Origin of the sequence: Larkinella punicea (assembly GCF_003334855.1) — a bacterium.
Lineage (GTDB): Bacteria > Bacteroidota > Bacteroidia > Cytophagales > Spirosomataceae > Larkinella > Larkinella punicea.
This window is the reverse complement of the sequence record NZ_QOWE01000002.1, coordinates 69,925-90,477: the sequence shown is the minus strand read 5'-3', so window position 1 is coordinate 90,477 and position 20,553 is coordinate 69,925. Positions and strand designations below refer to the sequence as shown.

Sequence of the window (20,553 nt, the reverse complement as noted above, 5' to 3'; positions counted from 1 at the left end):
TGCTTATTCGTAGTTAAATGGCATTAGCGTAACTGATAAATATTCACTAATTCTTTGACTTCCTTCAACGTCCGCTCCGGTTTTTTGAATGGGGCGGGAATGGGTTGTTTGGAAAATTCCTGGAGATACAACACCCAGGCATCGCGCCACCAGACGGCTTCTTTCTGCTGGGTCGCCAGCCGACCGGCAACACTGGCAAACGTCTCGGGATCGATGTCTTTTTTGACCGATGCCCACTGCTTTTGCAGCCAGCCGACGGAATCTGCGCCGGTATAAAACCGGGTACAGAGTTCATCCCAGAGCGTTCGGCCGGTGTTCAGTTTTTTCGTCCACGCAATGTGGTGAAACCAGAGCAGATAGGGGAGTGGGCAGGTTTCCGGATTATTCCACTGGCGCTGAACTTCGGGGCGGTATTGGGCCAAAGCGTTGCTGCCGGTTGCTGTCCGGTCGAAGCCCAGCCCAACCGAATCGGCGCGGTGGTAATAAACCGCCGTCCAGTCGGGTCGCGAACTGCGGTTTTGCCAGGGTTCCGGCGCAAAGTGAACGCCCGTCCAGGGACGCGAAAGGCCGAGGGGCGTGTTGTAGTTGACGTAAATTTCCCGCGATTTCAGCAACAAATCCGTAACGGTTTTGACGGAAGACGGCTCATTCGTCAGCGTCATTTTTACCCACTCATCCGCAAGAACTTCTGAGGAAAGCGTGTGATCCCAGGCCAGCCGCCCGAAGGCATACCAGTTGGCCTGCGCCAGCGGATGCCCCGTCCAGTTCCGGTCGGAACCGGTATTGGCCACCCCGGCAATGGCGGTCATCGTATAATCGTGAAGACTTCCATCGATAACTTTCGCAACCGTTGAGCCTTTTCCACTCACGTACGTATCCGAATCCAGACACTCTTTGAAAATCGGGGCTTCGTAGACCAGATGCGTAGCAAAACCGAGGTATTCCTGCGTAAGCTGAAATTCCATGCCTAGTGGTGTTTTGGGCATCATGCCAAAAATGGGAGAAAACGGCTCGCGGGGCTGGAAATCAATCGGGCCGTTTTTGACCTGAACAATCACGTTTTTCTCAAATTGGCCGTCCAGTGGCTTGAATTCGTCATAAGCCGCTTTGAAACGGTCGGCTTTCCCGTCGGCTTTGTAGACAAATGCCCGCCAGATCACAATGCCCTTGTGTGGCGCCAGGGCCTTGGCGAGCATGTTGGCCCCATCGGCGTGGTTGCGACCATAATCCTGCGGGCCGGGTTGCCCTTCCGAGTTTGCCTTGACCAGAAAACCGCCAAAATCCGGGATAAATTTATAAATCTCATTCGCTTTATCGGCCCACCATTGGTTTACTTCCGGATCGAGCGGATCGGCGGTTTTCAGTCCGCCAATGGTTTTGGGAGCCGGAAAATAAACGGACAAATAAATCTTGATACCGTACGGACGAAAGACATTCGCCAGTGCTGCCACTTTCTGCAAATATTCGGCGGTCAGAAACCGGGAACTGGCATTGACGTTGTTGACGACGGTTCCATTGATGCCGATCGACGCGTTGGCGCGGGCATATTCCCGGTAGCGTGGGTCGATGCGTTCGGGCAATTCATACCATTTCCAGAGCGACTCCCCGGCGTAGCCCCGTTCGATGGAAGCATCCGTATTGTCCCAGTGATTCAGCATCCGGTGCTGGATTTTCGGACTGCTGGTCAGCGACAGTTGGGCGATGGACTGCCGGGTTTGCAGATGACGCAGCAAGGCAAAAGCGCCGTACAGAACCCCGAAGCCGGTTTTTCCGGTAATGGTGATGGTATTCTGGCGGTTTAGAATCTGATACCCTTCTTCGTTAAGTTGCGGCTGGTTTGGGTTGACTGTCAGGACAATACTACCAGTTTTGCCTCCGGCATTGGCGACAATCGGTACGGTTTTTCCCAGTAATCCCTGCAAACCGGTTTGTAATTCTTCGGCGGCTGTTTTCAAAACCGGGCTGGTGCTGTTCAGAACGATAAACTGCGCGGAACGGGCATAAGCTGCTCGTTGCCCGGCGTCTTTAATCGGGTCGTATTTCAGCCACAAGCGATAGCCGTCGTCGGCTCTGCAAAGCGTGGAGAATAGAAATAGGAATACTATTTTGTAATTCATGCTTTTTAGAAAAAGTTGTTTCGCAGACGGGGCCGCCCGGCGGTTTATCAGAGTAAAAAGAGTTAAGCGGAGTCTCTGATAAACTCTGATTTACTCCGCTTAACTCTGCGAAATAACATTTAGTGACCTGGAAACCCCCAACTCAAGCCCCCTCAGTTCTGCCAATCCGCGCAGTCGGCCAATGGCGGAATACCCCGGATAGGTTTTTTTGTGCAGGTCGTCGAGCATCTGGTGACCGTGGTCGGGGCGCATTGGAATCTCGGCTACGCCAGCGCCGGTTGTTGCCCGCCGTTGCTGTTCCAGCACAATTTCTTTCACCACGGCATACATATCGACGTCGCCCGCCAGGTGGTCGGCTTCGTGAAAATTGCGCGGGTTCTCTTCGCGCTTCGTTGTTCTCAAATGGATAAAATGAATCCGGTTGCCAAACCGCCGGATCATGCCCGGCAGGTCGTTGTCCGGGCGAATTCCGAGCGAACCGGTGCAGAACGTAATGCCGTTGGCCGTCACGTCGGAAGCCGCCATCAGTTGCGCCAGATCCGCTTCGGTGCTCACAACGCGTGGTAGTCCCAGCAATGGTCTCGGTGGATCGTCGGGGTGAATGCACAGGTTGATGCCGACCGATTCGGCGACCGGAGCCACTTCCCGGATAAACTCATACAGATTTTCCCGTAGTTCGCGGTCACCGATCGCAGCGTATTCGTCCAGCAAACCCTGAAACGTCGCCAGCGTAAATGCTTCTTCGGAACCGGGCAAACCGAGCAAAACAATGTTACTCAATTCGGTGATGTGTTCCGGCGTCATCCCGGAAAATTTCTCCCGGGCGCTCTGAATCACATCTGCTTCGTAATCCGCTTCGGCACCCGGCCGTTGCAAAATGCACAGATCGAAAACTGCAAAATCTTCCCACACAAACCGCAAAGCCCGCGAACCATCGGGCATTTCGTAGCTCAAATTGGTGCGTGACCAGTCCAGAACCGGCATGAAATTGTAGCAAACCGTATGGATACCGCAAGCAGCCAGATTGTGCAGTGACTGTTTATACGTATCGATAAAACGGGCCCGGCTTGGCCGTCCTTTCTTGATGTCTTCGTGAACCGGCAAACTCTCGACCACCGACCAATGCAGGGACGAATACCGCCCATTATCGGCTTCGATAAGCTGTTTTCGTTTTTCAATTTCTTCCACCGGCCAGACATCGCCGACCGGAATCTGGTGCAGTGCCGTCACAATGCCGCTGCAACCGGCCTGACGAATGTCCATCAGCGAAACCGGATCGTGTGGCCCGAACCACCGCATGGTTTGTAGCATTCCCATTTCTTGAACCCGTGTTTATTTTAGCCTAACCCCTAGAGTTACTGAAAGAGGTTTTTGAAATCATGTTAAGTCTTTGTCCTGCCCCTTTAGGGTCTGGGGCAAAAGCTATTTAAAATACTTTTTGGCAAATTCCAGAAAAACCGGCCAGTCGGGCAGATCGGTGTGGCCGCCCTCGTGGTTGAGGAAGGCCAGATCGCCCGAAACGAGAGCAACATCCGGTTTGGGCATTTCCGTCGTTCCAATGCCTTTTTTACCCAGCAATTTATACACCGGACTGGCGGCCACGCAGGCCAGAAATTCGCCGTGTGGATCGGCCCACTGGTCCTTGGTTCCGCCGGTGATGAAAACCGGGCGGGGTGCCACGAGTGCGATCAGGTCGTGTGCATCCACGGGCATGGCCTGCCAGTTACCGCCGTATTTCAGGAAGTTGCCGGCCATCCAGTGGTATAAACCCGAGCTGGCTACGTTGTCGATCGTTTCGCCAAAATTCCGTTTTTCGAGCGAAGTACCCATCGAGCCGGAACAGGTCGTGAACACTATTGCCCAGCGTGAATCCAGTGCCCCGGCCAGCAGGGCGGTTTTTCCCCAGCGCGAATGCCCCTGAATACCAATCTGTTTGGCATTGATCGCTTTCTCGGTTTCAAAATAATCGAATGCCCGACTCAGCCCCCAGCACCAGGCCGACAAAACGCCCCAGTCGTCCGGTTTACGGTCTTTCCCTTCGTTCATCAACCCGATAATGCCTTCGTGCAAACCGGCCCCGCTGTCCATCTGAATGTCGCCGGTATTGACTTTGGCATACGCCCATCCGGTCGACAAAACCATATCCATCGCCGTCGGCCCGGTTGGTGTCGGCCCCGTAAAATTACTTCCTGCAACGACCATCAGCGGCACCGGGCCGGTAGCATTCGCCGGAAGATACAGCGTAATCGTAATACTCGGTTTCGCGTTCGGATACCCGGAATTGTCGATATGCCCGACGATCGTTTTTTTGATGGCTTTCCCATTCAGGGCATTTGCTTCGGTACCCGTTACTTCAAACGTCACCTTGGGCGTATTCACCGGCGTTTTTCCGACCACCTCCGTCAAATAATCGTTCAGAATTTCCGGGCGACGTTGGTTCCACCAGACGGCTGCGTTCCTGACGGGTTTGCCGTTTTTCAGCACCAGCGGATCGGGCAATTTATACGAATTGGCAAGGGCTTCGTCATAATTCGTCCAGTTTCCCCAACCCGAGCGGGTGTGTGTATTTCCTGCTTCGTCGTACCAGTTGGTGGACCCCGCCCGTTGTTTCAGGTGCTGCGGTCGTTTCGGGTCGTCGGCGGGTGGAGGCAGTTGCGGTAGTTTCAACTGGAGCGCATCCATCATTTTCTGCCAGTCTTCCTGAGCGGCCGCGCGCATTTTCGCCATATAAGCCGTTCTTTCTTCCGGCGTCATTTTCTGAAAATCCGGACTTTGGGCAGCAGCCGTTCCCACTGCTAAAAGTGAGAACAGCAAAAAAGCCCAACTTGCGCGGAAGGGATGGCAGGAAAGGATGCGGTTTTTCATGTGCTACACAAAGAAAGGCACGTCTTTCGGAGCGTATTTTTTCATACCCGCTTCGTTGATTTCCACGCCGATACCCGGTTTTTCGGACAGTGGAATAAAACCGTCTTTGACCATCGGGCCATCGAAGGTGACGATTTCCTTAAACATCGGATCTTCGTGGAAGTAAATCTGCCATTCCAGAATCATGAAGTTCGGGACCGACGCGCAAACGTGGCTGGAAGCCATCGCGCCCAGATACGACGCCACCATGTGGGGCGCAAAAGGCACGTAGTACAGGTTGGCCAGGTTGGCAATGCGCTGGCCTTCGCCCAGGCCACCGGCTTTCTGCAAGTCCGGCATGATGATGTCCACCGCGCCAATTTCCAGCATCCGCCGGAAACCGTGAGCCAGATAGTGGTTTTCTCCTGCGCAAATGGGCGTGCTGGTCGATTCGGAAATGATCTTGTAGGCGTCGACGTTTTCGGCCGGAATCGGTTCTTCCAGGAACATCAGGTTCAGCGGTTCCATCATCTTGGCCACCCGTTTGCCCGTTGTCATGTCATACCGCCCGTGCATATCGACGCAAATATCGATTTTGGGGCCAACGGCTTTCCGAACGGCGGCAATCTGGTTATACATCCGCTCCAGTTCGCCGGGGCTGGCGGTCCAGTTGTAGCGGTCGTATTTGTTGGGATCACCGGCCTCGTCGATGTCGTATTTTACGGCGTTAAATCCCATCTTGACGGCCTCGATGGCACTTTGCGCAAAATTGTTCGTGCTTTTGTCTGTATCCCGGTAGGTTCCCGTGTCGCAGTAGACCCGGATTCGGTCCCGGTATTTACCGCCTAATAATTGGTAAACGGGCAGCCCGAGGGCTTTTCCGGCCAGATCCCACAGGGCGGTTTCGACGGCGGACAGAACCGCAATGAACATCCCGGCCTGGGCACCTTCAAAAAAACCGGATCGGCGAATGTCTTCAAACAGGCGGTTGACATTCAGCGGACTTTTGCCCTTGATGCGCTCGGCCATCAGTTTCACCAGATGATAGGTTCCGGGCGTAGCATCGACGCCTTCTCCGCAGCCCCAGATGCCCTGGTTGGTGTGAATTTTGACAAACAGGCTGTGTCCACCGCGAATGAAACCGCATTTGATGTCGGTGATTTTTAGATCCGAGGGTGCTGAGGACATCGGGGTTCGCTCAATGGCGGTTTCCAGTCCATTGCCGTAGCTGGCGGTGGCGGCAAATACGCTGGCGATGGCACTTTTCGTGAGGAAAGATCTTCGTGAGGTCATGAGCGTTTAGAAGTGTAAGGATAAGAGCTGTTTCGCGGAGTTGAGCGGAGAAAAAGGGAGTTAAGCAGAGAAAAAATATACTCCGCTTAACTCTCCCTTCCTCCGCTCAACTCCGCGAAATAACGCTTCACCAGGTACGTGTTTTTAGATATTCCTGAATCTGTTCTTTCGGAACCGGCAATTCGCTCAGGTGGGCATTGAGCCACTGCGAGAAATCCTTTTCGATGACATCCGACCAGCGGGTGTCGATCTGGCCGGGCGTGTATTTCTGCTCGCGCAGTCGCTGGTGGCCGAACATGTCCCGCAAGCGGACGATTTCGGAGGTTTTAACCACTTTTTCGGCCAGGTGAGGAGGAATGAAACTTACACCACCGTCGCGGCCCAGCACAATGTCGCCGGGCATCACCATCACTTTGCCAATGCGGGTCGGGCGGTTAATGCCAACCAAAGTCGTGTTCAGCTCGCCGTCGGCGTTGTTGAGGTGGTGGGAGGGGTGGTAGCTGCGGAAGTAGGACGTAAAACCGCCGATTTCTTTCAGGCCGGCAATGTCGCGCACGGCTCCTTCGTAAACGATACCGTTACCGGTTTTGGCGTAGATGGAATTGCCGAGGTTATCGCCGATGGTCGGGCCATCCTCGTGCATGTCGAACTGATCGACCACATACACGTCGCCTTTGACGAGCATATCGATGGGCCAGGAATTTTGGGATTTAACGCGGCCGTCTTTTTCGTGTCCTTTTTTATCGGTAATCCGCTGCACATCGGGCCGTCCGGGCATGAACGTGGCCGTGAGTGCGCGACCCACCAGCACGCTGTCGGGGTTAATGGTTTGCCAGCCACCGGCATATTGATACTTGTAGTTTTCGCCTTTCATGGTGGCCCAGGCTTCTTCGTGGGTCACCAGCTTCATGCGCTTCAGAATGGCATCCGGCACTTTGGGCCGCCCGTCGGGAAAGCGTTCTCCTTTCCATTCCGGGGTGAGAAAGATCAGTTCTTCGCGGGAGATTTGTTGCCCGAACGACACCGTCGCCAGCCCGAACAGAACGAGCGATGCGATTAATAGAGATACCCGTTTCATCATGAAATTCAAGAACAGCTAATTGGTTTTGGAATTAAAGGAAAGAAGGCGAATGGTAAAAACATCTACCCTTTAGCCCGGATTGAATTTACCGGACACGGTATTCGGCGATGGTTGTGCCAAAACTGTGTCCACCATGTCCGCAAGCGAACAAATAGTGTCCGGCTTCGTACACCTTTCAATAGTACTAAAAAAAAGTATGCTGATTATCAAGAAGTTAAATTGTTGGCATGGCAATTGGCATATAGTAATCAGAACAGTAACAACAACAGAAATAGAAACAACAACAACAAATACGAACAAATCATGAAAGCATTATTTGGTACTTTGATCTGCACTGCGCTGTTGAGCGCCAACCTCGCAACGGCCACTCCGAACACGCCCAAAACCCGTTCGTTTGAAACGAGCACGTTTGTGACGAATCAAAACAAAATCTGGGTGGCCGTTGAAAAGTCCTCGTCGACACCGGTAACGGTGGTCTTGCGTAACAAGGACAATGACGTTTTCTTCAAACGGTTTATTGGCAAAAACGAGAGCAAGTTTGCGGCAAAACTGGACGTCAGCGGTTTGGCAGACGGACAGTATGAACTGGAGTTTATCTCTTCGGAGGGAAGTGTTAAAAAGACGGTCAACATTGGAAAACCCGCGGTGGTTGAACCGACCCGGATGATTTCCATGAAATAAATGATTCTGTAGGATTAGTTTAGGTTAAGAAAGCGCAGGAAAGCTACTTCTGATTCGGAAGTAGCTTTTTTTTGGTTTATCGAAAACCGTAAATCTGATTAATTTTGCGGATGCAACAGCCGCGTACCATCTACACTCCTGCTTTTTTTCTTCTCTGCCTGAGTTCATTCCTTTTCTTTGCCAGTTTCAACATGCTGATTCCCGAATTACCGGGTTATCTAACGGACCTGGGCGGGGCGGAATACAAGGGCTACATCATCAGTTTGTTCACCATAACCGCCGGATTATCAAGACCGTTCAGCGGGCGGCTGACCGATACCATCGGTCGGGTACCGGTGATGGCTTTCGGGTCGCTGGTCTGTTTCGTATGCGGTTTTTTATATCCTTTGGTACCGCTGGTCTGGTTCAACGGGGTGGCGGCTTTGTTGCTGCTGCGGCTGGTACACGGTTTTTCAACCGGATTCAAACCGACCGGAACCTCGGCTTACGTGGCCGACATTGTTCCTGATGCACGGCGGGGCGAAGCGATGGGCGTTTTAGGCTTAAGCGGCAGCATCGGCATGGCGTTTGGTCCGGCCATAGGGAGCTGGCTGACGTCACTTTTTGGCCTGAATGCCCTGTTTTATACGTCTTCGGCGCTGGCGCTGCTTTCCATCATCATTTTGGTGAACATGAAGGAGACACTGACCAACCGCGTGCCGTTTCGCTGGCGTTTGTTGCGGATTTCCCGTCATGATGTGTTCGAGCCTGCGGTTTTTGCGCCATCACTGGTCACTTTCCTCAACTCCTTCAGCTTTGGTGCGGTCATCACGCTGGCTCCCGACTTCAGCCAGGCGTTGAATGTGGGCAACAAGGGGTTATTTTTTACGGTTTTCACCATTTCCTCCCTGGCGATTCGTTTTCTGGCGGGCAAAGTGTCCGACGAATACGGGCGTCGTCCGGTATTGTGTCTGGCTTCCCTGATTATTACGGCGGCTATGCTTTTGCTGGCCCTCAGCACCACGACCACGTCGTTTTTGCTGGCAGGGGTGGTGTTTGGCATTTCGATGGGGATGTATTCGCCAACGGCGCAGGCCTGGACCGTTGATCTCAGCCATTCGGGGAATCGGGGGCGGGCGCTGGCAACCATGTACATTGCACTGGAGGCCGGTATCGGGTTGGGCGCTTATCTTTCGGCTTTTCTTTATGACAATAAAACCGATCGGTTCCCGCTGGCTTTTTTCAGCATTGCCGTCTTTTCATCGGTTTCCTTTCTTTTTCTTCTGGGGAAACCGAAAAAAAAATAAACAATTTTTAAGGGCTCGCGACTATGATTTTTGCAAAAAAGGCAGAATCAGGGGCTGAAAAACGGATTTTAAGCGGCTGGTCACCCAAACGTAATTTTTCTGAACGATATTTTTAGTTGTATATTTGTAACTGGTTTAGGGGAATAACGTTCTGATTAGTAGGTAGAAATCCCAAAAGCATAGAGATCTTCACCACTCAGGCAGATTTACTCGCATAAATCTTTCATTCACAAGGGTACAAACTGGCTTTTATATGCAAACAAATAATATTTCGTATAATGGCGTGAAAAAGAAATAGTTACTAATTTTTTTACAAATTTAATATAATGGTAAAAACTTGGAAAAATCTAAAAATCGTTGAATAAATTCCCGAATTAACAAAAAAATGACCTACCCATTTGTATAAATTCAGATAGAAAATTGATACTTTTGTAGTAGGCTTCGAGGAAAGTCTTCCGAAATTTTATTCTACCAAAACGTTTCAATTTGAAATTTTCGTTTTCTTTACACAAAAAACCAGTTTCAATTTAACCCTACAGTTAGTCTAATGAAAACACAATCTCCAACTCCAGCACCAGCTAAAGCAGCAGCTCCCAAGAAAAAGTCGAGCGGTCTGAACCCGGTGTTTGTCATTCCCATTTTGTTTGCCATCGCTTTGAGCACGTACATGTTTGTATTTGGTGATGGTAGTCACTTCCAAGGTGGAAATAACGAAAACTTACCGGTCGACGGCGATTATTTTGGGATCATCTACAAAGGTGGTTCAATTGTACCTATTCTGTTTACCTGTTTCTTAATTGTACTGGTTTTCTCAATTGAGCGTTTTATTACGATCGGTCGTGCCAATGGTTCCGGTTCAATCGACGAGTTTGTTCGGAAAGTGAAAGGTCAGCTTGACCGTAATGAAGTGGATGCCGCTATCAAGGAATGTGACCGTCAGAAAGGTTCGGTTGGAAACGTTGTTAAAACGGCACTGGTAAAATACCAGCAACTCAGAACCGACACGGAACTAACCAAAGAGCAAAAACTGATTGCGCTTCAGAAAGAAGTTGAAGAAGCAACAACGCTTGAATTGCCGATGCTGGAGAAAAACCTGACCATCATTGCTACGCTGGCTTCGGTATCGACGCTGGTTGCCCTGTTGGGTACGGTATTGGGTATGATCCGCGCCTTTAGCGAATTGGGATCGACGGGTCAGCCGGATACGGCCGCTTTGTCAACGGGTATTTCGGAAGCCCTTGTCAACACGGCGTTGGGTATCGGTACGGCCGCTATCGCAACGATCATGTACAGCTACTTTACGAGCCGCATTGATGAATTGACGTACAACATCGATGAAATCGGTTTGAGCATTCAGCAAAACTTTGCCGCACACAATTAATTGGGGTTCGGTACCGTTTTTACATCACAAAAAACAATAAACTATGCCTATCGTTAAGCCTAAACGGTCGAGACCTCACATGGACATGACGGCGATGTGTGATGTAGCATTCCTTCTTCTGACGTTCTTTATTTTGACGGCTCAGATCCGCGTACAGGAGGCTGCTGAAATCAACCCGCCGACCTCGATTTCTGGTATAAAAGTTCCCGATACGGATATCATGACGATTAGTCTGGACAAAGAGGGGAAAGTGTTCTTTGGTATCGATGGGCAACCCAATCGGATTGCCATGCTCGAAAACATTGGAGAAACCTACGGGATTTCGTTCTCCGATCGGGAAAAGAAAGCGTTCTCTCTGCTGCCAAACTTCGGGATTCCGGTCAACCAATTGAAGTCGTTTTTATCGCTGAAATCAGATCAGCAGAGTCAGGTGAAGCAACCGGGGGTTCCGGTCGATTCAACGGCCAGCCTGCAAACGAACCAGTTGTCGCAATGGGTGTTCAATGCCCGGAAAGCGAATAACAAACTGCGTATTGCTGTAAAAGGTGATAACCTGGCGAAATTTCCGAACTTCAAGAACGTGTTAAGTTCCCTGCAATCGCAGAACATTAACAAGTTTAACCTGATTACCGGGACTGAAGCTCCGCCGGCCGGCTGGACAAATGATTAATTATTAACCACAAACTCACGCGATTCATCGCCTTAGATTCGTAACACAATGGCAGATATCGACGCTGGTGGGGGTGGTGGTGGTAAACATAAAGGTGGGAAAGTCCGCAGTAAAAAAGGGTCTACCCGGGTCGATATGACCCCGATGGTTGACTTGGGCTTTCTTCTCATTACGTTTTTCATTCTTGCCTCCACCTTAAGTAAACCGTCTTCGATGACACTAAACGTGCCAGACAAGACTGAGAAAGTTGAAACGGAGCCCATCAAGGCCTCCAAGGTAATGACGATTTTCCTGGGGAAAGAGAACCAGATCCATTACATTTTCGGAAAAGCGGCTAACGAAGACCCGGAATTGAAAACGGTTCAGTTTGGTCCCGAAATTCGGAATGCACTTCAGGAAAACAAGCAAAAGATCGGAGAGAAAGACTTCGTCGTGGTGATCAAGCCAACCGCAGAATCTACCTACAAAAATCTGGTGGACATGCTGGACGAGATGGCCATTACGAAGACGAAACGCTACGCATTGGTAGATCAGTTGACTCCGGATGAGAATAAGCTTATTGCCGACAAAATGAAGTAATGAACGGCTGTGAAGCCAACCCAATAATTATTTAATCGCCATGGCAGAAGTAACGACTAATCCTGCAACACTCGATGACATCGTGTTCGCAGATCGTAACAAGGCGTATGGTGCGTATGCATTACGGAAAGACTATTCCAGGACGGTTTACCGGGCTCTCATTATCGGGTCGGTACTGTTTCTTCTGGCAATGGCTACTCCTTCAATTATTTCTGTTCTGACTCCGAAAGAAGATGAGCAGGCAATGGTTGAAGTGGACCTGATGAAGTTACCACCTCCGCCGATTGACCCCAATGAGCCACCACCACCACCGCCACCACCGGTTGAATTGCCGAAGGTGAACACGGTGAAGTTTCTTCCTCCGGAAGTAAAACCGGATGAGGAAGTTCCTGAAGAAACTCCTCCGCCAACCGTGGAAGAGTTGAAAGAAGCCGTTGCGGCCGAAAAAACGCAGGAAGGTGACCCCAACGCCGAAGAGGTGATTGTGGCTCCGGAAGAAACCGCCGGTCCTACCAAAGTGGAAGCTGCCGTTGAAGCGGCTCCCAAAGAAGACCAAATCTTTACCGTTGTTGAACAAAATCCGGAATTTCCGGGTGGTATGGCTGCGCTTGGCCAGTTTCTGGGCAAGAACATTCGCTACCCACCCGCAGCCTCCCGGGCTAACATTTCGGGCCGGGTGTTCGTGAGCTTCGTCGTTAATACCGATGGAAGTATCCAGGATGTCACGGTTCTGAAAGGACTTGGGTTTGGTACGGATGAAGAAGCGATGCGCGTTGTGAAGGCCATGCCGAAATGGAGACCCGGTAAACAATCTGGTCGCCCGGTACGGGTAAAATACAACTTGCCGATCAACTTCCAGTTGGAGTAAGATTGCGAATGAAAGAAAAACCATCTGCCGATCTTTTCAGCCTGTCTGTTACGGTGCTGATGGGGTTGTTATACCTGGGAGGGGGCATCTACCTGATTGCCTCCTCCCAGTCTTTTGGACTGTTGCCCACCGGGATTTTTCGATATTTGTTGGCAGGCTTGCTAATCATTTATGGGCTGTTTAGAGCATACCGGGGCATACAACGTTGGCTTTAGTCATGAAGAATCTGATTACGATTGGAATAGGGCTTGTGTTAATCAGCCTGATTTGCTGCTCAAATCCTCCGCCGGATAACCCGAGCCACGGAACCATTAATGTCACCGCCGATGAATCGCTGGAGCCGATGGTCGAGTCGATCTATAAGGCCTATGAAGGCGTTTATCCGGGAGCAAAATTCAACGTTGCTTTCAAACCCGAGCAGGAAGCTATAACGACGATGTTGCGGGATAGCGCCCGGCTGGTGTTTTCGACGCGGGAACTGAACGACAACGAAAAGTCCGTTTTTACGAAGGAAAAAATCAAATACAAATCGGAGTTTATTGCCACGGACGGTATTGCATTGATCGTTGGCCGGGAAAATCAGGATAGCCTGATAACGATGCCCGAGTTGAACGCTATTTTTCAGGGAAAGATTACCCGCTGGGAACAATTGAAATCTGGAAGCCAGAAAGGACCAATTGTACTGGTATTCGACAACAACAACTCCAGCAATCTGAACTTTGCCCTAAAGCAGTTTAAGGTCTCCGACCTGAGCCGTATCAAAATTTTTACGGTAAAATCAAACAAACAGGTTATTGATTACGTTCGTAAGAATCCAACGGCATTGGGATTTATCGGCGTCAACTGGATTAGCGACGGCGATTCTCCTCTAGCGGCCGAGTTGTCAAAAAATCTGCGGGTAATGGGCGTGTCGGAGAAGGAAAATCCGGGTTCAATCGACGATTTTTTCCAACCATTTCAAAAGAATTTAGGTTTAAAGTTATATCCCCTGCGTCGAAACGTATACGTGATCAGCCGCGAAGCCCATGCGGGTTTAGGAGGTGGACTGGTCAATTACATTGTTCGGGATGTGGGCAGCTTACTCATTGAAAAAAGTGGTCTTTGGCCTGCCAAACCGTATATTCGGGAGGTATATTTGGAAAAGAAATGAAAAATTTTCTGTTTCTGACGCAATTGTATAATTTTGCATTTTGTTTTTTACTATAGTAAACTATTTTTTCACCTATTTCTCAACCTGAAATTGGCATGAATTTCCAAAAGAAAGCTCTGTTGACAGTGGTAGCCGCCGGTTTGTTTGGCTCATTGCAAGCGGTTGCCCAAGACGCACAATCGGGAGTGAAGGATCTGGAAGCAGGCCGTTATACCAAGGCTCTCCAAACGTTTCAAAGTTTGGCAACCAGTGCTCCTTCTGCCGAAAACTTTTTCTATCTGGGATATGCTCAGTTGAAATCCGGTAATCCGGACGCGGCCAAGGAAGCCTTCGACAAAGGCGCGGCTGCCGATCCTAAAAACCAACTCAACAATGTGGGATTGGGTGCTGTGGCCCTGGCCAAGAAAGATCGCGCTACGGCGAAAACCCTGATTGACAATGCTCTGAAAGAAACCAAAAATAAGAATATCGATGTGTTGCTGCGCGCTGGTGAAGCCTACACGATGTTCAAAGATGCCGGTATGAACGATCCGGCCGAAGCACTCCGGATTCTGACCATTGCGGACGAGCGGGACAAGAAGAATGAAAACGCCGACATTGAAATGGCGTTAGGCGATGCGTACTCACTCAAGAATGACGGCGGTAATGCGGTTACAAAGTACGAAAACGCCCTGTCGATCCGGCCAAACGATGCGGAAGCCAAATACAAAATCGGGAATACCTTCCTGCGTGGGAAAAATTATGCGGAAGCGCAAAAATTCTATGCTCAGGCGATTGAAGCTGACCCTGAGTTTGCGCCCACGTACGAAGATTTAGCGGAAGCTTTTTTTGGCTCAAGAGCTTACAAAAATGCGTCCAAAAACATGGATCTGTACATTCAGAAGAGCCAGACTACGGATGTGGATAAACTGTTGCGTTCAGCTCAGTTCGACTTCCTGGCGGGTGATAACCTGAAAGCCATTCAAAAACTGGATCAGTTGAAAGGAAAAGTGAACAACCCGGTTATTCAACGGATTTACGGCTGGGCGTATTCAGGCTCAGGCAAGTACAATGAAGCCATCGAGTCGTTGAACACGTTTATCAAAACCGCCCCGGAAAAAGTCATTTATGATGACTATAAATACCTGGGCCGGGCTTATGGGCAATTGGGAACGCCGGAAGGCGATTCGCTGGCTCTTGTGAATCTGGAAAAAGCAGCACCGCTGGATACAACGGAAAACCTGTACAGGGAAATCGGAAAAACATTGCAAGGTGCTAAAAAGTATGATGCTGCGGCTCTTGCCTGGCAGAAAGCCATTGCCCTGGATACGGGAAAAGCAACGACCAATGATTACTTCCAATTGGGGATGTCTAATTACCTGCTCGGAAGCCGGGTTGGGCGAGACAGCACCATGATGATGAACGGTGACACCGCGGCCATTCGGGAAGCGAAGGAAAAATATTACGCGGCTGCTGATTCAGCGTTCCTGAAAGTAAATCAGATTACGCCTGATTGGTCACCCGGTTATTATTTCCGTGCTTCCGCGAATTATTTCAGCGATACCAAAGGCGCAATGGCCACCGGTGAGCCCGTACCGCTGTATGAAAAATACCTGGAGGTTTCCGATAAGGAAATCGCGGCCGATGCGGCTAAGAAAGAAGCCAACAAACGGTATATGATGACAGCCTATAAATTTCTGTCGTCGTACTACGCTAACAAAAACGATGCCGTTAAATCAAAGGAATATTTGACGAAAGCTGCCGAACTTGATCCGAACGATAAGGATGTGCAAAATGCACTGAATCCACCGGCACCCCAGCCCGCTGCCAAACCGGCCGCCAAGCCAGCCGCTAAAAAGCCGGTGAAAGCTACGAAATAACCGTTAATAACGGATTACTGACATAAAAGAGGAACCCCTGAAAAGGTTCCTCTTTTTGTGCGTAGACACCTATTGATAAATACTTCGGCCGGAAAATGCTGTTTTCCTGCCAACAATTGTAATTTTGTGCATAAACCTGCGTGTATCTTGCTATCACTCTATGCTTAACCTTGTACTATTTGGCCCGCCGGGTGCCGGAAAAGGCACACAAAGTGAAAAATTAATTGCCCAATATCAATTGGTGCATTTGTCAACCGGCGACCTGCTGCGCTCCGAAATACGGGGGGGCACGGAACTGGGCCTGCGAGCCAAGATGCTCATGGATCAGGGTATTCTGGTGCCCGATGAGGTCGTGATCGGTATGATTGAGAATAAGCTAAAAGAGAATCAGTCGGCGGCTGGCTTCATTTTTGATGGATTTCCAAGAACAGTTCCCCAGGCGGAAGCGCTCGATGAATTGTTGGCCCAGCACAATACCCAGATCAAGGTTATGGTGGCTCTGGTGGTGGATGAAGACGAGCTGACCAAACGGCTGCTGATTCGGGGGCAGTCGTCGGGCCGTCCTGACGATCAGAACGAAGCATTGATCCATCGCAGGATTAAAGAGTACAATGATAAAACGGCACCTGTCGCCAGTTACTACGAGTCGCAAGGGAAGTTCAAGGCCATTGGTGGAATCGGAAATATTGAAGAAATATTTCAGGCCATCTGTGCCGAAATTGAAACGGTCACTGCGAATGTTCGCCAGTAAAATACAAGCGATAGGCCTAAAACAGTAGCATGGCTTCATCAAATTTTATAGATTACGTAAAAATAAACATTCGATCCGGTGCAGGTGGTGCAGGTTCCATGCATTTTCGGCGGGAAAAACACGTCGATAAAGGCGGGCCGGATGGTGGCGATGGCGGTCGGGGTGGTCACATTATCCTGAAAGGAAGTTCGCAGCTCTGGACCCTGCTGCACCTGAAATACCAGAAACACATCAAGGCAAAACCCGGAAAAGGGGGCGAAGGAGGTCGGCGAACCGGAGCCGAAGGCGAAGACGTCATTATTGAGGTTCCGCTGGGAACCATAGCGCGTCACGCTGAAACCGGCGATCAAATGGCCGAAATTACGGAGGATGGCCAGCAAGTCATTCTCTTACCCGGCGGCCGGGGCGGCATGGGAAATACCCACTTTAAATCTGCGACCAAACAGGCCCCCGATTATGCCCAACCGGGCGAGCCAGGGCTTGAAGAATGGGTTATTTTAGAACTGAAACTGCTCGCTGACGTTGGGTTGGTCGGGTTTCCAAATGCGGGTAAATCAACGTTGTTGTCCGTTCTGTCGGCGGCTAAACCCGAAATTGCAGACTATCCTTTTACAACCCTTGTCCCCCAGTTAGGGGTCGTTGCTTACCGGGATTATAAATCGTTTGTCATGGCCGATGTGCCGGGAATCATTGAAGGCGCATCACAGGGGAAAGGCCTGGGATTGCGTTTCCTGCGGCACATTGAAAGGAACTCCATTCTGTTGTTCCTGGTACCGGCCACGAGTGAGGACTGCGGAGCTGAATACGAGACTTTATTGAACGAGTTGCGGCAGTATAATCCCGAATTGCTTGATAAACAGCGCCTGTTGGCAATCTCAAAAATAGATTTAATCGAAGACACCGATAAGAACGCGATTTTGAATCGTTTACCGGCCGATATTCCGGCGGTGTTTATTTCGTCTGTCCGTCAGCAGGGATTGACTGAACTAAAGGATCTGATCTGGCAAGCATTGACGCAAACTGAAAACTAAGTGTAACCAACCCGACAAGCGACCATCGCGATTGACACAATCGGACGCTCAGCTATGAATAAAATCCGGATTTTTACAACGTTATTGAACTTCCTTTTCCTCTTGCTTCCTGCGCTGGCTCTGGCGCAGATTCAGATTACGTTTCCGAAATCCAGAATGGTTTTTCAGCGGAATGGCGGTAACGAAGCGAGTCTCTGGATTGGCGGTTATTATTCCCTGCCCTTTACCCGCATTCAGGTTCGGGTCGAACCGATGGATGGCGGCACCCTGGTCGACTGGACTACGATTCAGGAAAACCCGAAAGGAGGAGCATTCTCCGGTTCTGTAACGGTAAAAGGCGGCTGGTATCGTTTGAAAGTCCGGGGTTTGCAGGGCGAACAATACATTGAAGGAGGGGGTGTTGAACGCATTGGCGTAGGAGAAGTGTTTGTCATTGCCGGACAATCAAACGCCCAGGGTATTGATAACTACGGAGGTCCGGGAGCGAGCAATGACCGGGTGAACTGTGTCAATTTTGGCTCCGGTACGGATCAGGTTCCGTTTGATCCGAATTTTCCCGATTTTTCGCACCTGGATGCGGGCAACCGAATTTTTCCGCGCGGGTATTCCGCCTGGTGCTGGGGACGTCTGGGCGACCGGCTGGTGGCGCGTTTGGGCGTACCGGTTTTATTCTTCAATGCGGGCTGGACCGGATCTTCTTCCAAAAACTGGCGCGAGAGCGCAGATGGTATCCAGACCACAGAAGAATATACCAACACCGAAAAATACCCCGTAGGACAACCGTATGGAAACCTCCGGACAGCCCTGAATTATTACGTTCAGACGCTGGGCGTCCGGGCCATCCTGTGGCACCAGGGCGAAGCCGATAATCAATTCAATCGTTCGTCAGATGACTATGCCGCGAACCTGACGAAAGTCATTCAGCGCAGCCGGGAACACAGTGGGAAGGATATTTCCTGGCTGGTTTGCCGGGCTTCCTATTCTGATGCCAATGGCAGCGATGGAAGCATTCTGGCGGGACAGGATAAAACGATTCAGAGCGCCGGTAATGTGTTTGCGGGGCCGAATACCGATGGCATCCAGATTCCGCGCGGAGCCGGTGCGCGTCGTGATGACGTGGGTGTACACTTCTTCGACAACGGGTTGATCCAATTTGCCGAAGCCTGGGATGCCAGCATGAATGATAATTTCTTCCAAAATTCCAAGCCCCAATCACCGGCTGCCGGGGTCAGCATTTCGGTGGCGTGTGGAGCGGCCAATACGTTAGCACTGCGCGTAGAAGGGGGATTTAGCTCGATTAACTGGAGTTCAGGCGGAAGTGCTCAAAGTATAACCGTTGGCAGCGGCCAATATATGGCAACCGTCAAAGATGGACTGGGCAATACCCTTTTTTCGGCTCCCTTTCAGGTTCCAAACCGCCCCTCCATCACGACCAGTGGCCCAACGACGTTCTGCGAAGGGGGCAACCTCACCCTAACGTCAAGCTACGACAACACGGCCTGGAGTAATAACACCACCGGCAAAAATATTACGGTTTCGACGGCGGGCAACTACCGGGCCGTTTACCGGGATGTTGGCAATTGTGAATTTACATCGGATGAAGTAGCCGTGAAAGTGAATCCGCTGCCCGCTGCGCCAACGGCCACAAACCTGGGACAGGCCCGTTTTTGCGATCGTTTGTCCACCACCCTCCAATCGACGGATGCACTGGTCTACAACTGGAGTACCGGTGAGAAAACGAAACAGATCGAAATCCGGAGAGGAGGCAACTATTCCCTGACCGTTACCGACCAAAACGGCTGTACCTCCCGGGAATCGAACCAGATTGCCATTATTGTCGATCCCCTGCCCAGCCGTCCCACGGTATCGGCCGGTGGCCCGACAACGTTTTGTGCGGATCAGAACGTAACCCTGACATCGACTGCCGAAGCGGGGTATGTCTGGGAAGGTGTGGCGAACCAGACCGCACGGAGTGTTACCATCAATCTGGCGGGTAATTACCTGGTCAGAACCCGCAACATTTATGGATGTCTCTCGGATCCGTCCAACACGGTTTCGATTCGGGTCAACCCATTGCCGGCACCGCCTACGCTGACTGCCGGCGGCTCCACCACCTTCTGTGATGGCGAGCGCGTGACCCTGACGGCCAGCGGAACACTCAAAGCCTTCTGGAACGTTGGCGATTCGACCCAGAGCATCGTGGCCACCCAATCCAATACCTACACGGCCCGCGTCCGCGACGCGAATGGGTGCTTTTCTCCACCATCGGCGGGTTTGCTTGTCGATGTAAAACCCGTTCCGACAGTCCCGATTCTGAAACAAATCGGAACCTATACGCTGGAAGCCGCCGGAACCCGGCAGGGCGATTATTACCGGTGGGAGCGGGACAACGCGGTGGTTGAACCCCGGACCGCCATCATCAAGGCCAACCAGACCGGTTCCTACCGCGCCCGGGCTTTTCTGGCCTACGACAATGGACTGGTGTGTGCGTCCGATTTCTCCGCGCCCATTGCTTTTACGCTCATTATCGACAATGATGGATTGAGCATTTACCCGAACCCCAGCCCCAACAAGGAAATTACCATTGAAACGCTGGAAGATATTAGCAACGCGACGGTTACCTTAGCGACCCTGAGTGGACAGGTGTTATGGCAGGGAACCGTAGCCAGCTTTAACGAACGCAAGACCTGGAATTTGTCAACCGTTCCTTCGGGGCATTATGTTCTGACGGTTCGTTCGTCCACTTTCAACGTATCGAAGCGCCTGTTGATTGGTTTATAAGAAGTTAATTCAAGAAACCGCCCCGTGAAATGCGTTTCGCGGGGCGGTTTTGTTTTCCCGGAAAAAAGCCGAATCTTTGTTAGCAGACAACGGAAAAATAACGCCGTTCTCTTTCGTTTTGCCAGGTTAACTACACAAGAATCCGATAACTGACGATTAAGCGCGACTGCATTGAGAACGA

Annotated in this window: 16 protein-coding genes; 11 read left to right on the top strand and 5 right to left on the bottom strand. The window is 50.8% G+C overall.

All coding sequences use genetic code 11. The features are described from left to right. Positions 1-23: 23 nt before the first annotated feature. The 5 genes from DUE52_RS02260 to DUE52_RS02240 all read right to left on the bottom strand — a co-directional run bounded on the left by DUE52_RS02260 (position 24) and on the right by DUE52_RS02240 (position 7,332). Positions 24-2,117 (bottom strand): alpha-glucuronidase family glycosyl hydrolase, encoded by a 2,094-nt coding sequence (locus DUE52_RS02260; protein ID WP_114404326.1) that lies wholly within the window; start codon positions 2,115-2,117, stop codon positions 24-26. A 99-nt stretch (positions 2,118-2,216) separates the two neighbouring features. Beyond that, positions 2,217-3,434, bottom strand: a complete 1,218-nt coding sequence (uxuA, locus tag DUE52_RS02255) for a mannonate dehydratase (protein ID WP_114404325.1) — start codon at positions 3,432-3,434, stop codon at positions 2,217-2,219. A gap of 105 nt (positions 3,435-3,539) precedes the next feature. Continuing rightward, positions 3,540-4,982 carry a glucuronyl esterase domain-containing protein gene (locus DUE52_RS02250; RefSeq protein ID WP_179954867.1) on the bottom strand — a complete coding sequence of 481 codons (1,443 nt, stop codon included), beginning with the start codon at positions 4,980-4,982 and terminating at the stop codon, positions 3,540-3,542. A gap of 3 nt (positions 4,983-4,985) precedes the next feature. Continuing rightward, positions 4,986-6,254 carry a mandelate racemase/muconate lactonizing enzyme family protein gene (locus tag DUE52_RS02245; RefSeq protein WP_114404324.1) on the bottom strand — a complete coding sequence of 423 codons (1,269 nt, stop codon included), beginning with the start codon at positions 6,252-6,254 and terminating at the stop codon, positions 4,986-4,988. A gap of 127 nt (positions 6,255-6,381) precedes the next feature. Next, positions 6,382-7,332 carry an RraA family protein gene (locus DUE52_RS02240; RefSeq protein ID WP_114404580.1) on the bottom strand — a complete coding sequence of 317 codons (951 nt, stop codon included), beginning with the start codon at positions 7,330-7,332 and terminating at the stop codon, positions 6,382-6,384. A 306-nt stretch (positions 7,333-7,638) separates the two neighbouring features. Between DUE52_RS02240 and DUE52_RS02235 the strand changes: the two genes are divergently transcribed. The 11 genes from DUE52_RS02235 (at position 7,639) to DUE52_RS02180 (ending at position 20,372) form a co-directional block, all read left to right on the top strand. After that, positions 7,639-8,016 (top strand): hypothetical protein, encoded by a 378-nt coding sequence (locus tag DUE52_RS02235; RefSeq protein WP_114404579.1) that lies wholly within the window; start codon positions 7,639-7,641, stop codon positions 8,014-8,016. 110 nt (positions 8,017-8,126) lie between these two features. After that, positions 8,127-9,302 (top strand): MFS transporter, encoded by a 1,176-nt coding sequence (locus tag DUE52_RS02230; protein ID WP_114404323.1) that lies wholly within the window; start codon positions 8,127-8,129, stop codon positions 9,300-9,302. A gap of 547 nt (positions 9,303-9,849) precedes the next feature. Next, positions 9,850-10,683, top strand: a complete 834-nt coding sequence (locus DUE52_RS02225; protein ID WP_114404322.1) for a MotA/TolQ/ExbB proton channel family protein — start codon at positions 9,850-9,852, stop codon at positions 10,681-10,683. A gap of 43 nt (positions 10,684-10,726) precedes the next feature. Next, a complete protein-coding gene (locus tag DUE52_RS02220; RefSeq protein ID WP_114404321.1) occupies positions 10,727-11,353 on the top strand; it encodes an ExbD/TolR family protein in 627 nt (208 codons plus the stop codon). Positions 11,354-11,401: 48 nt separating this feature from the next. Continuing rightward, the gene (locus DUE52_RS02215) at positions 11,402-11,932 is read left to right on the top strand and encodes an ExbD/TolR family protein (RefSeq protein WP_114404320.1); all 531 of its coding nucleotides are present in this window, start codon (positions 11,402-11,404) and stop codon (positions 11,930-11,932) included. 40 nt (positions 11,933-11,972) lie between these two features. Beyond that, positions 11,973-12,800 carry an energy transducer TonB gene (locus DUE52_RS02210; protein WP_114404319.1) on the top strand — a complete coding sequence of 276 codons (828 nt, stop codon included), beginning with the start codon at positions 11,973-11,975 and terminating at the stop codon, positions 12,798-12,800. 217 nt (positions 12,801-13,017) lie between these two features. Then, positions 13,018-13,950 carry a PstS family phosphate ABC transporter substrate-binding protein gene (locus tag DUE52_RS02200; protein WP_114404318.1) on the top strand — a complete coding sequence of 311 codons (933 nt, stop codon included), beginning with the start codon at positions 13,018-13,020 and terminating at the stop codon, positions 13,948-13,950. A gap of 95 nt (positions 13,951-14,045) precedes the next feature. After that, positions 14,046-15,809: a tetratricopeptide repeat protein gene (locus tag DUE52_RS02195; RefSeq protein ID WP_114404317.1), complete on the top strand. Its 1,764-nt coding sequence runs from the start codon at positions 14,046-14,048 to the stop codon at positions 15,807-15,809. A 160-nt stretch (positions 15,810-15,969) separates the two neighbouring features. After that, positions 15,970-16,560, top strand: coding sequence for an adenylate kinase (locus DUE52_RS02190; protein ID WP_114404316.1), 591 nt, complete (start codon positions 15,970-15,972; stop codon positions 16,558-16,560). A gap of 29 nt (positions 16,561-16,589) precedes the next feature. Further along, positions 16,590-17,591, top strand: coding sequence for a GTPase ObgE (gene obgE, locus DUE52_RS02185; protein WP_114404315.1), 1,002 nt, complete (start codon positions 16,590-16,592; stop codon positions 17,589-17,591). 54 nt (positions 17,592-17,645) lie between these two features. Next, positions 17,646-20,372, top strand: a complete 2,727-nt coding sequence (locus DUE52_RS02180) for a T9SS type A sorting domain-containing protein (RefSeq protein ID WP_114404314.1) — start codon at positions 17,646-17,648, stop codon at positions 20,370-20,372. Positions 20,373-20,553: the final 181 nt, after the last annotated feature.

Excerpts from the sequence above, each read along its gene's own strand:
- DUE52_RS02180 (WP_114404314.1), top strand. The coding sequence starts at position 17,646 with ATGAATAAAATCCGGATTTTTACAACGTTATTGAACTTCCTTTTCCTC.
- uxuA (WP_114404325.1), bottom strand. The coding sequence starts at position 3,434 with ATGGGAATGCTACAAACCATGCGGTGGTTCGGGCCACACGATCCGGTT.
- DUE52_RS02215 (WP_114404320.1), top strand. The coding sequence starts at position 11,402 with ATGGCAGATATCGACGCTGGTGGGGGTGGTGGTGGTAAACATAAAGGT.
- DUE52_RS02230 (WP_114404323.1), top strand. The coding sequence starts at position 8,127 with ATGCAACAGCCGCGTACCATCTACACTCCTGCTTTTTTTCTTCTCTGC.
- DUE52_RS02190 (WP_114404316.1), top strand. The coding sequence starts at position 15,970 with ATGCTTAACCTTGTACTATTTGGCCCGCCGGGTGCCGGAAAAGGCACA.
- DUE52_RS02260 (WP_114404326.1), bottom strand. The coding sequence starts at position 2,117 with ATGAATTACAAAATAGTATTCCTATTTCTATTCTCCACGCTTTGCAGA.
- DUE52_RS02195 (WP_114404317.1), top strand. The coding sequence starts at position 14,046 with ATGAATTTCCAAAAGAAAGCTCTGTTGACAGTGGTAGCCGCCGGTTTG.
- DUE52_RS02200 (WP_114404318.1), top strand. The coding sequence starts at position 13,018 with ATGAAGAATCTGATTACGATTGGAATAGGGCTTGTGTTAATCAGCCTG.
- DUE52_RS02235 (WP_114404579.1), top strand. The coding sequence starts at position 7,639 with ATGAAAGCATTATTTGGTACTTTGATCTGCACTGCGCTGTTGAGCGCC.
- obgE (WP_114404315.1), top strand. The coding sequence starts at position 16,590 with ATGGCTTCATCAAATTTTATAGATTACGTAAAAATAAACATTCGATCC.
- DUE52_RS02245 (WP_114404324.1), bottom strand. The coding sequence starts at position 6,254 with ATGACCTCACGAAGATCTTTCCTCACGAAAAGTGCCATCGCCAGCGTA.
- DUE52_RS02250 (WP_179954867.1), bottom strand. The coding sequence starts at position 4,982 with ATGAAAAACCGCATCCTTTCCTGCCATCCCTTCCGCGCAAGTTGGGCT.
- DUE52_RS02220 (WP_114404321.1), top strand. The coding sequence starts at position 10,727 with ATGCCTATCGTTAAGCCTAAACGGTCGAGACCTCACATGGACATGACG.
- DUE52_RS02210 (WP_114404319.1), top strand. The coding sequence starts at position 11,973 with ATGGCAGAAGTAACGACTAATCCTGCAACACTCGATGACATCGTGTTC.
- DUE52_RS02225 (WP_114404322.1), top strand. The coding sequence starts at position 9,850 with ATGAAAACACAATCTCCAACTCCAGCACCAGCTAAAGCAGCAGCTCCC.
- DUE52_RS02240 (WP_114404580.1), bottom strand. The coding sequence starts at position 7,332 with ATGAAACGGGTATCTCTATTAATCGCATCGCTCGTTCTGTTCGGGCTG.